General features: G+C 65.6%; 11 protein-coding genes. 3 read left to right on the top strand and 8 right to left on the bottom strand.

Annotated features, from left to right (window positions below; genetic code table 11):
• Nucleotides 1-9: 9 nt before the first annotated feature.
• The 7 genes from IEW22_RS07795 to IEW22_RS07770 all read right to left on the bottom strand — a co-directional run bounded on the left by IEW22_RS07795 (nucleotide 10) and on the right by IEW22_RS07770 (nucleotide 6779).
• Nucleotides 10-948 (bottom strand): ROK family protein, encoded by a 939-nt coding sequence (locus IEW22_RS07795; RefSeq protein ID WP_188586043.1) that lies wholly within the window; start codon nucleotides 946-948, stop codon nucleotides 10-12.
• Nucleotides 945-2480, bottom strand: a complete 1536-nt coding sequence (locus IEW22_RS07790; protein ID WP_188586042.1) for a glycoside hydrolase family 3 protein — start codon at nucleotides 2478-2480, stop codon at nucleotides 945-947. The genes IEW22_RS07795 and IEW22_RS07790 overlap by 4 nt, the downstream gene beginning before the upstream one ends.
• Complete coding sequence (locus IEW22_RS07785; protein ID WP_188586041.1) at nucleotides 2477-3328, bottom strand: carbohydrate ABC transporter permease; 852 nt, start codon at nucleotides 3326-3328, stop codon at nucleotides 2477-2479. Before IEW22_RS07785 ends, IEW22_RS07790 begins: the two co-directional genes overlap by 4 nt.
• On the bottom strand, nucleotides 3325-3858 hold the full coding sequence (locus tag IEW22_RS20030) for a carbohydrate ABC transporter permease (RefSeq protein ID WP_229742297.1): 534 nt from the start codon (nucleotides 3856-3858) through the stop codon (nucleotides 3325-3327). Before IEW22_RS20030 ends, IEW22_RS07785 begins: the two co-directional genes overlap by 4 nt.
• On the bottom strand, nucleotides 3855-4193 hold the full coding sequence (locus IEW22_RS20025; RefSeq protein ID WP_229742296.1) for a hypothetical protein: 339 nt from the start codon (nucleotides 4191-4193) through the stop codon (nucleotides 3855-3857). The genes IEW22_RS20030 and IEW22_RS20025 overlap by 4 nt, the downstream gene beginning before the upstream one ends.
• 70 nt (nucleotides 4194-4263) lie before the next feature.
• Nucleotides 4264-5517: an extracellular solute-binding protein gene (locus tag IEW22_RS07775; protein ID WP_188586040.1), complete on the bottom strand. Its 1254-nt coding sequence runs from the start codon at nucleotides 5515-5517 to the stop codon at nucleotides 4264-4266.
• Nucleotides 5518-5600: 83 nt separating this feature from the next.
• Entirely contained in the window at nucleotides 5601-6779 is a 1179-nt protein-coding gene (locus tag IEW22_RS07770; RefSeq protein WP_229742295.1) for an ROK family transcriptional regulator, read from the bottom strand.
• A 407-nt stretch (nucleotides 6780-7186) separates the two neighbouring features.
• On the opposite strand from IEW22_RS07770, the gene IEW22_RS07765 reads away from it, so the two are divergent.
• From IEW22_RS07765 to IEW22_RS07755, 3 genes are all read left to right on the top strand, one after another.
• Entirely contained in the window at nucleotides 7187-8560 is a 1374-nt protein-coding gene (locus tag IEW22_RS07765; RefSeq protein ID WP_188586039.1) for an ROK family protein, read from the top strand.
• Nucleotides 8561-8667: 107 nt separating this feature from the next.
• The gene (locus tag IEW22_RS07760) at nucleotides 8668-9561 is read left to right on the top strand and encodes an SDR family oxidoreductase (RefSeq protein WP_188586038.1); all 894 of its coding nucleotides are present in this window, start codon (nucleotides 8668-8670) and stop codon (nucleotides 9559-9561) included.
• A 164-nt stretch (nucleotides 9562-9725) separates the two neighbouring features.
• On the top strand, nucleotides 9726-11468 hold the full coding sequence (locus IEW22_RS07755) for an HNH endonuclease signature motif containing protein (RefSeq protein ID WP_188586037.1): 1743 nt from the start codon (nucleotides 9726-9728) through the stop codon (nucleotides 11466-11468).
• Nucleotides 11469-11486: 18 nt separating this feature from the next.
• Here the strand turns inward: IEW22_RS07755 and IEW22_RS07750 are convergent, their stop codons facing one another.
• A complete protein-coding gene (locus tag IEW22_RS07750) occupies nucleotides 11487-12698 on the bottom strand; it encodes a GNAT family N-acetyltransferase (RefSeq protein WP_188586036.1) in 1212 nt (403 codons plus the stop codon).
• Between the last annotated feature and the right edge of the window lie 19 nt (nucleotides 12699-12717).

Genomic DNA, 12717 nt, shown 5'->3' with positions numbered 1-12717 from the left:
GAGGCGCCGTCACCGCCTCCTGCCGCTCTCGGGGTCGCTGAGTTCAGCGGCCCCGAGAGCGGCCGCCGGATGATCGGCCGGCAGCAGCATCGTGCGCTCCCGCAGCCGCAGACTCGCGACGAACGGTGAGGTGTGTGCATCGTGTCCCAGGCGCTCCAGAAGCGGGGCGGTGATGCGCTCGCCCAATCGCATCACGCCACCGGTGAGCACCACATGAGCGGGATCCACCGCCAAGGTGGCGATCCGGATGGCCGTGCCGAGCCAGCTCAGGAATGTCTCGCGGATCGCGATCGCCTCGACGTCACCGGCATCGGCCGCGTCGAACACCGCGACCGGTGCCGGATCGGGCCCGTCGTGGTGCCATTGACGTTCGAGGGCACGTCCCGAGGCGTACATCTCGATACATCCGCGTTGGCCACATGAACACAGCGGCCCGTCCGGGACCACGGCCAGGTGGCCGAGTTCGCCGACGAGACTCGTTGCGCCACGCCGTAATCGGCCGTCGAGGACGAAGCCGGCGGCCAACCCGGTGCCGATGGACAGCAGTGCGACGTCGGGTGTCTCGCCCCGAGAGACCAGCCACCGAGCGACACCGCACGCAGCCGCGTCGACGTCGTTGTTCACCGTCACCGGTATCCCCACCGCGGCGGTGAGGATGCCGCGCAGATCCATCGGCGAGCCGATGAGCAGGTTCACGGCGTTGGTGAGAATCCCGTCGCACCCCACCGCGCCGGGAACACCGATCCCCAGAGCGACCGGCTCCGCGACCGCACCGGCGGCCTCGAGAAGCTGTGACACCGCCTGCAGCGCCGAGGCCACCACGCCCTGTGGTCCGCGCATCGTGGGGATCCGGATCTGTGCGTGAAGCAGTTCGGGATCGGCGGCGTCCACGGCGACACCGTGGATCTTGGTGCCGCCGATATCGAGCCCGAGGCGCACCGCCGTCATCGCGCCCGCCTGTCGAGTGTGTCACGCGTACCCAATATGTCACGCGTACTGCTGGTTTCAGGAGACTGGGGACGCGCCCGTTCGATCGCACGTCCGACCGCATGCGCGCACGCCGGTGAGGATCCCCACCCCAGTACGGTGCGAGGGAGTGCCGACAGCCTCGGCCCGGGCCAGCCGAGTTCGACGACCAGGGTGTCCGGGCGCCTGCGGGCGAGTTCGGCGAGCCACTCGAAGACCCGGGGCTCGGCGTCGAGACGTCGGCCGACCACGATGACGGGACCGGGGTGTGCGACGAGTGTGGTGATCTCTGCGAGGCGCTCGTCGACGGTCACCACGTCTGCGTCGGAGAGCGCCAGATCGCCCCACGGCGCCACGCCGACAGCGAGATTGGATCCGGTATCGATACGGATGACCAGAGCGCGTCCCGAGGGCAGGTCGATGTCGAGGTCACCGATGACCGCAGCTGCGGCGTACTCGCCCGCCTCACACCCCGCCTCGATCACCGCGGGGTCGGCAACCCCGATCCCGGTACCGTATGTCGCGGCCAGTAGGTCGACGCGGTGTGCGGCCTCGATCAGTCGATCAGCTGAGAGTGCACCGGACTCGACTGCGGCGAGGATCGCCTCAACGGTGTCGAGGGTGTGCGCCGGTCCTCTGCCGAGGTTGTCGGGGCCCAGGAGAAGGAGATCCGCACCCGCCGACAGTGCGGCGACGGCGGCGGCCGGAATACCGATGTCGGCGCTGGCGCCGGCCATGTCCAAGGCGTCGGTGACGATCACTCCGTCGTAACCCATCTCCTTGCGCAGCAACCCGGTGAGAACAGCATGGCTCAGCGTCGCCGGCCGGCCGGGATCGATGGCCTCGACCACGATGTGCGAGGTCATCACGCAGGCGGTACCGGCTGCGATCGCTGCCGCGAAGGGGATCAGTTCCCGATCGTGCAGGGTCGCGAGATCGGCGTTGACACAAGGGAGTTCCAGATGTGAGTCGGTCGCGGTATCGCCATGTCCGGGAAAGTGCTTGACGCAGGCGGCCACACCCTCGCGTTGAAGACCGTCCACGAATGCCACTGTATGCCGCGCGACGAGGTGTGGATCGGCGCCGAAGCTACGCGTCCCGATGACCGGGTTGCGCGGATCGGAGTTCACATCGGCGTCGGGTGCAAGGTCGAGCCAGATGCCGGCGGTCTTCAGCCGCGCCGCTGTCGCACGCGCGACCGACGTCGTGGTGTCGAGGTCGTCGTAGCGGCCGAGGACCCCATTACCCGGGAATGCACTGCCCGTCCCGTAGTCCAGACGCGTGACATCGCCGCCCTCCTCGTCGACAGTGATGATCAGCTGTGCGCTCAGCTGTGCGAGTTCGCGGGCCAGGGTGAGGGTTCGTTCCGATCCGGCGTCAAGATTGTTGCCGTACAGGCAGATCCCACCGAGTCCCGCCTCGACGAGTTCGGGCAGCCAGCTCGGCACGGTGGTGCCGGCGAAGGCGCTGACGACCACTCGGTAGGCAGCGCGGCGCAGTGCGGGATCGGTCATCCCTTGACCGCCCCGCCCACCAATCCACTGGTCATCTTGTTCTGGACGACGAGGAACAGGGCGATCACCGGTACGGCCACGAGGGTGGCACCGGCCATCACTGCGGGCCAGTCGACGGCCTTGTCCGACACCGTTGTCAGACCCTGCAGCCAGAGCGGGACCGTGGAGTTGTCAGGGCTCATCACCACGGTCGCGATGGTGATCTCGTTCCAGCATTGCAGGAATCCGTACACCCCCGAGGCGACGAGTCCGGGTGCCAGCAACGGGAAGGTGATCGAGAAGAAGGCGCGGAATCGGCTGCAGCCGTCGACCATCGCAGCCTCCTCCAATTCAGCCGGGATACCTGCCACGAATCCTCTCAGCATCCATACGGTGAACGGCAGGATCATCGCCACATAGAGCAGCGTCAGGCCGATGATCGTGTTGGACAGGCTCCACGCGGTGAGCATCTTGTATTGGGAGATGAACAGCGCCTCGGCGGGGATCATCTGGACCACCAGGATGACGATGACGAAGGCAGTCTTGCCGCGCAGGCGGAATCGGGTGATCGCCAGTGCCGCAAGGAAAGCGAAGACCAGTCCGACGGCCACGGCGAGCAATGTCACGATCAGGCTCAACCGCATCGAATGCCAGAAGTCGGCGTCGAGGACGCGGCCGTATGCGGCGAACCCGCGGCCCGCGCCGAAGGGTAACCAGGCGGGATCCTTGCCGCGGAGTCTTGTCACCGGCTGGAAGGAGCTGTTGAGAATCCAGTAGACCGGGAAGATCCAGACGACCGCCACCACGAGAGCGACGATGTTGGCGAGAGTTCGTCCGGCGTGGTGACGCCGCAGGGCGGTGGTGCTCATGCGTTCTTCTCCTCGCGCAGCAACGAGCGGACATACCCGGCGGTCAGGATCAGCGTCAGGATGAGCATCAACATCGCCACCGCCGACGCGACGCCGTAGTGGCTCTGGCCGATGCCCAACTGATACAGGTAGGTGCCGAGGAGGTTGGTTTTCTCCTGTGTGCCACCGGCATTCTGCAGGTAGTTGATCTGGGCGAACACCCTCAGGTCCCAGACGATCTGCAGAAGGGTGACGATGGCGAGGACCGGACGGATGGCGGGTGCGACGATGTAGCGCAGTCGCTGCCATGCCGAGGCGCCGTCGATCTGGGCGGCCTCGATCGTCTCCTCGGAGACCTGGGTCAGTGCGGCGTAGAGCGAGAACGCCACGAAGGGGACGCTCATCCACACCACGATCACGGCCGCGACCACGAAGAAGGTCAGCGGGTCGGCCAACCAGCTGTAGCCCTCGAATCCGTGCAGGCCGATCTTGACCAGCACCCAGTTGATCACGCCATATCGGGTGTCGAACAACCACTTCCACACCGTCATGCTCGCGACCAGCGGCGTGGCCCACGCAGCGAGGCGATCGACCGTGCCACCACCTGCCATGTGGTGGCGTCGGTGAGGACCGCAGTGTAGTTGTCCAGGCCGATCCATCTCGGGGGCGCGGTACCGAATTGCTGTGCGAGACCGAACTCCTGGAACGACATCACCACTTGGCGCACCAGCGGGTAGCCGAGTCCGAGGGCCAAGACACCGAGGGTCGGGAGCAGCAGCAGGTACCGGCCGAAGTGCGGTCGTGCCCTGTGGTGTTCGGGTGTGCCGGCAGTGTCGGCGTTGCCGCCGTGCGCGGTCACGCCGGTGTCGAGCGTCGCATGGGCCATGATCTTCCCCTGTCGTGGGGCCGGGGTGCGGGCCCGCCATGTCGTCGCCGACATGGCGGGCCCTCGGGAATTACTGGTTGAGCTCTGCTTCGAGTTTCTCGTCGTACTTCTTGGCGACAGTGGTGACGTCGCCGCCCTTGGCCAGTTCACCGAAGAACGCCTCCATCACCTTGGCGTTCTCGATATTCGACCAGTTCGGCGAAGCCGGGGTGAGCTTGGAGTTCGCAGCTGCCGCGATCGCGGACTTGGCGAACACGTCGTCACCCATCGCCGAGGTGAATGCGGATTTGGCCGGGCCGAGTCCGTTGGTGGCCAACTGCTTCTGGTAGTCGTCGCTGTAGATCAGCTGCAGCAGCTTGAATGCCAGATCCTGGTGCTTGGACTTGGCGGATACACCGATGTTCGAACCGCCGGCGAAGACCGGTGCGGCGCCGCCGTCGACACCCGGGAGTGCGAATGCGCCGAGATCGGCGGCCTTGGACGGGTCGACGCTCGATTTCGCCCAGCCCGGAGCCATGAACATCGCCGACTCGCCATTGTTGAACGGCACCCAGGACTCGTCGTCGAGGCCGTCCTTCGGTGCGCTGGTGCCCTTCTCGGCGATCTGCTGCCACTCGGTCAGGCCCTTGATGCTCTGCGGGGAGGACAGTGTGCCGACCCACTTGTCGCCCTGCTTGGTGGCGATGTCGCCGCCGTTGGCGAATACCCAGGAGATCCCGTTGCGCCAGTCCTCGCCGGGCAGCCAGAATCCCGAATAGTTCTTGCCGCCCTTGTCTTTCAGTGCAACCGTCGCCTTGTTGAACTCGTCGAGTGTCGTCGGAACCGCAACCCCGGCGTCGGCGAGCGCCTTCTTGCTGTAGAAGACGTACCGCGACCCCCAGTAGTAGGGCACCGCATACTGCTTGCCGTCGAACTTGCCTGCCTCCAGGAAGCTCTTGGGACCGATGTCGGAGCCCAGCTCACTCATCTTGCCGGTGAGATCGGTGAATGCGCCGACCGAGGTGAAGGTGGGCGACTGGGTGTTGCCGACCTCGAATACGTCAGGTGTCTCGTTGGCATTCGACAGGGCGGTCTGCAGCCGAGGGATCAGCTGGCCCCAATCGATCTGGGAGATCTCCAGTTTCACATTGCTGTTCTGGGATTCGTAGGTCTTCTCCAGCCATTGGGTCAGCGCGGCGGGAGTGTCGGTCTTGCCGGCCAACCACAGCTTGATGGTGGTGGTGCCGCCACCGGAGTCGTTGTTGTCGGAGCTGCCGCAGGCGGACAGTGTGAGTGCGAGTGCGGAGGCCACACCCAGTGCTGTGAAGCGCACAATCTTCTTCATCGGGTTTCTCTTTCTGGCGGTGAGTGGGCCGGTCCTGGCACGGAGAAAATCCGGGGACTGTCCGAAGACAGTCCGAACCCCGGTCAGACAACCCCTAGTTGGGCGTAGCGGACCTGTGCCGCTGCGCCCGTGAGAACGACATCGCGGGCAAGCGAGGCCATCCGCACGTCGAGGTGCTCGGCGACCACCGGCATGCTGCGCGCGGCGACACAGGCGCGGACGGCCTCGAGGAGAGGTCCGTCCAGCAGCTCGGTGGGGCCGTGGAGCACGACGTCGGTGAGGCCGAGCGTCGTGACGATGGGAGCGATCGCCGCCCCCAGCGTCGTGCCGACCTCGGTGAGCACCGAGGTCGTTTCCAGCGAAGAACTGTCCGCAGATGTCAGCGCGGCGCGGAGGTGAGGAACCGCGAGCACCGTCTCCAGGCAGCCGCGGTTGCCGCAGACGCATCGCGCACCGTCCGGATCGACCACGATGTGGCCGATCTCGCCCGCTGACATCAACGGTCCACCCAGGATCGTCTGGTCCATCACGATTCCGCCGCCGACACCGTGACCGACGGCCACCAGCATCAACCCATCGGCGTTGCCGTCGGCGAAGGTGCATTCGGCGAGCGCCGCGATATTCGCGTCGTTGGCCACGTGGGTCGGTATCCCCAGCCGCTCGGTGAGTCGTTGTGCCAGTGGCAGATCGAACCAGCCCAGGTTCGGGGCCTGGCGGACCACGCCGTCGTCGTCGACCACACCCGGGGTGCCGACGCCGACGCCGAGAATCGGCCGCTGCGACGCCGCGACCAGTCGACCCGCCAGTTCTGCGACCAGCTCGAGTGCGTCGGTGCCGCGTGCGTGTCCCAGTTCGGCGGAGTCGCGGGCAACCACCTCGCCGTCGAGATCGATGAGAGCGCCGCGCAATGCGGTGTCGTCGGACAGGTCCAGCGCCACGATGAGTCGGGCGTTGGGGACGGTGCCGAGCAGGATCGCCGGCTTCCCGGTGCGGACACCGGGTTTGGGTCCCAGTTCGGCGACCAACCCGTCGGAGAGGAGCTCGGTCACGAGGTCGGAGATGGTGACTCGCGTCAGACCGGTCGCGCGGGCCAGGTCTGCCCGACTCAGCTCGCCCTCGTCGTGCAGGCACTGCAGCACCAGCGACAGATGGTGGCGCCGGGTGTCGGCCGGTGCCAGCTTCTCTTGGACTCGGCGGGTGAGGCGCACGGGAGTGGTGCGGGCGGGTTGACCGCCTGTCACCAGCGGTGATGTGTCGAGCACCGTGTTAGTTCATCCTACTAACAAAGGTGCTGCAACCGAAGTTATCAAGCTGTTATGCGCGAGTTCACCAAGTCGATCGATCTTTCGCGCAGGCTGATCGAAATCATCCGCGTCACCAACGCGCTGGCTATCATCGAGGCCTGACCTGGGACGTTGATGCTGCCGAGCGCATATCTGCGGTGCCGAAAGTGTTGCTCGCGACCGACTCGGATTGCTACCGTCATGCCATGCGGAGCACGACGAATGCCATCCCGGAGGTCACCTACGTGATCACCGCGCTGGGCTGCCGTCTGCCTTTTGCCCGCGTTCTCTGTTGTCGAATGCGCTGATCTCTCCGAATCAACCAGCCCATTTCGCCAGATCACCGCGCCGAAGCGTGCGCGCTGAGCACTGCACAGAGGACAATCATGACCACCACACTCGATCACTCTGCCGTTCGCCCGTCACCACGGGCGGTGCCGACCATCTCACTGCGAGGACGTCCGATTCCCCCCATCGCCGAATCACCCCGCACGGGGAATGTGCGTGGGGCGAATGTGCGCAATGGGAATGCGCGCAATGGGAATGCGCGCAGTGGGAATGCGCGCGGGGGTAGTGCCGGCGGGCGTCAGTCCACCCCCCACATCGCCACGCCCACGCTGCAGTTGTCGAACAAGCCTGCCGCACTGGTGCTGCGGGTCGCACGGTTGCAGGGACCGGTGTTCCGCGACGTCGCCGCCGAGCAGACCGGCTTGAGTATCTCGACGGTGAACCGCCAGGTCAGCGCATTGCTGAAGCGCGGTCTGTTGCGTGAGCGCGCCGACCTCGCCCCGGCCGGAGCGATCGGGCGTCCCCGACTGCCATTCGAGGTGAACGTCGCCGACTTCCTCACTGTGGGCATCCACATCGGATACAAGGTCACCTCGATCACCACTCACGACCTGCTGCACCGTGTGGTCGGTGCGATTCAGATCGCCACGCCCACGTCCGATGATCCCGAAGAGGTGCTGACCGCGATCGGGTTGAGCGCGAGCCGTTTCGTGTCGCGGTGGCCGGGCAAGCGACTGCTGTGGACCGGTGTCGCACTCGGTGGCCGCGTGCTGGCCGACGGATCGGTGGACAACCCGCGGCTCGGCTGGAGTGAGGCTCCCGTTGGGCGCGTGCTCGCCGACACGATCGGTCTGCCCGTCTCAGTGGCCTCCCACGTGGAGGCGATGGCCGCCGCGGAGTTGCTGGTCAACCCTGATGACGAGGGTGGCAGCTTCCTCTACTTCTATGCCCGCGAGATGGTGGGCGTGGCGTTCACGATGGACGGGACCGTCTACACGCCGACCGCCGGACCGCCGGTGATCGCACACTTCCCGACCGGTGCGACGCGTCTGCTCGACCCCTATCGCACCGGCCAGCTCGAGTCGACCGTCAGCGACACCGGTGTGGTGCAGGCCGCCAAGGCCGCCGGTCTGGCCGTCACTCGGATCGAGGACGTGCACAGCGCGGCGAAGTCGGGCGACACGATCGCGCGTGAGCTCCTCGAGGAGCGCGCCGAGATCCTCGGCCGCACGGTCGGCCTGATCTCCGACATCTTCAACCCCGATCACGTGATCCTCGGTGGACAGGCGTTCACGGATTCGCCGGCCACATTGTCGACCGTGGCGCGGTCGGTGCGCTCGACATCGGTGGCGGCGGTGCGCGATGTGCGGGTGACCCGCTCGGGAGCCACTGTTCAGCAGCAGGCCTCGGGTGCGGTGTCACTCGACGCGGTGTACTCCGACCCGCTCGCCGCGCTCGCGCTGACGGACTGAGGCTGACGGACTGTCGCCGACAGGTTGCCGCTGACAGGTTGCGGAGTCGGTACCGGGCTTGTCACCCGCTGCCGGTGCAGGTCGGTCCGTTGTGATTGCATGACCAGATGAGTGATCTACGTAACGCAGTTCTTCGCCGGGTCAACGCCGTGGTGACCAGTGCGGCGTTGCAGGCGCCGGTCACTCTCGTCGAAGGTGTTCGCCGACGGCTCCCGCTGATCGGGAATGGCGGACACGACATCGCCGGGCGCGTGATCGTGGTGACCGGTGCGTCGTCGGGAATCGGTCGTGCGGCTGCACTACGTCTGGGTGGCTTGGGTGCGCATGTGGTGCTGGTCGCGCGGCGGGTCGAGGAACTCGACGAGGTGGCCGCGGCGATCACCGATGCCGGTGGAGCTGCGACGGTTGCGCCGTGTGATCTCTCCGACCTCGACACCGTGGACGGACTGGCGAAGTCAATTCTCGAATCCGTTGGGCACGTGGATGTTCTGGTCAACAATGCGGGCCGCTCGATCCGGCGACCGGTGTTGCAGACGGTTGATCGCTTCCATGACTACGAACGCACCATGACGCTGAACTACTACAGCCCGGTGCGGCTCACACTGGGGTTGCTCGATTCGATGGTCGCCGCCGGTGGTGGGCACATCATCAACGTCGGCACATGGGGTGTGGCGATGGGCGCGGTACCGGATTTCGCGGCGTACGTGGCATCGAAGTCCGCACTCATCGCATTCGGGCGCTCCGTCGATACGGAGTTGCACGACAGGGGAATTCGTGTCACCTCGATCGGATTTCCATTGGTCCGGACTCCGATGATCGCCCCGACTGCCGACTACGATCACGCGCCGGCGCTCACCGTGAATGACGCCGCCGATTGGATCGAGACCGCCGTGCGCCGTCGGCCGATCGAGATGTATCCGAACGTCGCGCTGGGATCGCGTCTCATCGATTCGATTGCACCGCAGATCAATTCGTTGTTGATGAGGCGAGGCGCGTTGTGACGGTGTGACCCGGCGCGGTTCCTTTTGTCATTCGCGTGAATGATCTTTGGCGTGGGTCCGGTTTGTGGTTGTTTTCCCTTGCCGGGGTGGGTTTTTCTCGGTAGAATCGAACATGTATTCGATAGATGGTTCGAGTCGTGTTCGTCCGCCGGGAGGGGGTTCCGATGTCAGTTGAGTCAGAGCCGGATCTCTCCGTATTGGGACTGCCTGAGTCGTTGGATGACGTGGATGCCGCCGGGTTGGGTGCGGTCGTGGTGTCGGCGCGGCGTGCTAGTGCGTTGATGGACTGGCACCGGTTGCGGGCGATGTCGGAGGTGTACGAACGACTGGTCGCGCCGTATATGGACTCCGATCAGCGTGTGTATGACGCACACGCGCGGGCAGCGAATGAGATCGCGATGATGGTGGGTCGCAGCCAGGGCTCGGTGGAAACCGAGTTGGGTTATGCGATGCACCTGTTCAACACGCTGCCTGCGGTGGCGCAGTGCTTGCACGATGGGGTGATCGCCGGCGGGCACGTCCGCACGATCGTCGCTCGTACGGGTCTGGTCGGCGGACAGGACTACGCACCCCTGGTCGACCAGGAACTCGCTGACGCGTTGCGGCGGCAAGGCAGCTGGTCGCTGCAGAGGTTGCGGGATGTGTGTGATCGGATCGTGTTCCGCCACGACCCCGCCGCGGTGCGTGAACGCCGCAAGGCGTCGGAAGAAGGCCGTCGGGTGTGGGCCGAGAACTCCACTGACGGTATGGCGGTCCTGCATGCGTCGATGACCGCCGAAAACGTGCGCGTCGCCGCCGCGCGCGTCGACGCTCTTGCGAACAGCGTGTGCGACGCTGATCCGCGGCGTGACGGCGCGCGTCGTTCCGATGCGGTGTTCGCCCTGTTGTCAGGGGAGCTGTTCGAGTGCCAATGCGACCGCGGCGACCAGTGTGACGCCACGGTTCCCGCGCCGGCGATGGTGCAAGCGGCTGAGGCGCAAGTGATCATCCATGTGATCACCGAAGCTGCGACACTCGACGAACCAGAGCCGGAGCCGGAAGCGACAGAAGCTGCTGCTGAGGCCGACGATGCCGAGCCTGCACTGTTCGACGCCGAGAGCGCACAGTCGAGGACAGAAACTCGCGGATGTCGCAACCCGAAGTCTGCTGAACCTGTTGCGGCTGAATCGGATCCGATCACAGAGTCCCACTCCGCCGATAAAGAGTCGGTACCCGCGAAGCCCGAGCCCAGGACCAAGCGCGCCTATTCCCCGCGTCACTCGGGTGTGGGGTTCATGGATGGTTACGGTGTGATCTCCGGTGACTATGTGCGGGAGTTAGCCCAACGCGCCGGCGCGGTCATCAGGCCGGTCAACCCGGCCGGGAAACCACTACTTCCGCATCTGCCGTCGGATCCGTATCGGCCCAGCACGGCGATGAGTCTGTTCATTCGTATCCGGGATGGCTACTGCACGGTGCCCGGCTGCGACAAACCCGCCTTCGCTGGGGATCTGGATCATGTGCACGAATACGATCACGACAATCCGGCAGCTGGTGGCCAGACGACCGCAGCAGGGCTGGCCACGAAGTGCCGGATGCATCACCAGATGAAAACCGATGGTGTGTTTCTCGATGATCAATACATCGACGCCACCGGCAAAGCCCGGCAGGTCTTCTACACCCAGAACGGTGCAACGATCCACGGTTATGCCGAATCCGGCGACGATCTCTTCCCCACGCTGCGGGACATCACCTTCACCGACCCGCAACCACCGAAACACCCACCGCCACAACCGAACACACCCGAATCACCCACCAGGCGCCGACTACGCCTGGCAGACACACACGCCCGCCGACGCCAGGAACGCGAACGCAACCGCACAGCCCTCGAAGGCGTCTTCGAAGGCCGAGACTCGCCACCGTTCTGACGCGGGATCACTGCGGACTCAAAAGTGCCACCCGAGTTGTGGCATGACGTCGCCGCGCATCGCTGCGTCGAAGTGGTGCAGCATCTGCGGAGTCCGTGCGTCCAGCCGTCCGGCGCGGGCGAACTGCACCGCCGACCGCCCACCCAGGTACAACGCGCCCAACGTGTCGATGGGTAGACGAAGATCTGCTGTCGCCGTGGTCGGTACGCATGTGGCCTCACCGCCGCCGACCGTCAGTGCGAATGTGCCACCGACGCCAAAGAATTCGTCCTTCACCTCGATCACCACCCGGCCGTCGCGCCCGTAGGTCCGTGCCTCCAATGCACGGGCAACGTCGAGTATCCGCAGCCACCCCTCGTCATAGCGTCCGGTCGTCTTCGTCAGTCGCTGATCCTCGAAATACAGCGGAGCGGGATCGCCGGGCGCTGTGACGATCTCGATCGTCTCGACCAGATCGAGTCCACACAGCGCATGCCACAGTGCTAGTCGTGCAGTCTCGGTGACGGCGACGAGCTCGACAACATGCGCTGTGGTCCGGTCAGAACTTCGCCGGAACAGTGCATAGCCGTCGTCGTGAAGAAACAGGAACTTCTCCGAACGTCCACGTCGGAATTCCTCCGGATCGGTGAACTCCAGCTCCCACAACGACCGCGGTCGCGGCTGCGCACCCGGCGTCGACCGCTGCCATCGCGTATAGATCTCCGGCAACGCCGCTCGGACCTCGTCGGAATCGAAGGGCAGCGTCACCACCCCACCGGGATCGGGCAATCCGCGGTGGAACGTGGCGAATCGACGATCGACCGACAGCTGCTCACCCACCGTGGCGACACCGAACCCGAACCGGCCATAGATCCCGCCCTCGGTGGCGGTCAGTGCAGCCAGCGGTGTGGCCACCGGATCGGCGCGGGTCAACAGAGTCGTCATCATCGCGCGCAGGATGCCGCGGCGCCGATGCGTCGGGGCGACCGCAATACCGGTGACCGCCCGGACGCCCACCTCACGCGTGCGGTGTCCACCACCACCCGGGACTGTCATCGACATCGGAAAATCCAGCGCCGTGCCCACCGGGCGGCCGGCGTCGTCGGCGACGATCACGCTGTCGGGTTCGAGGAGTGTGCGAACGAAGGATCGGACGACGTCGCTGGTGAGACGTCCGAACGCGACCTCGAAGAGATGGTCGGCGGCGCGTAGTTCGGTGTCACCGGTGGCGGTACGTACGGGGAACGTCATGACCGCACCCTATGCATGG

It is taken from the genome of Gordonia jinhuaensis (assembly GCF_014639795.1).
Lineage (GTDB): Bacteria > Actinomycetota > Actinomycetes > Mycobacteriales > Mycobacteriaceae > Gordonia_B > Gordonia_B jinhuaensis.
Note: the sequence above shows the minus strand (reverse complement) of the source record. Positions and strands in the feature narration are given on the sequence as shown.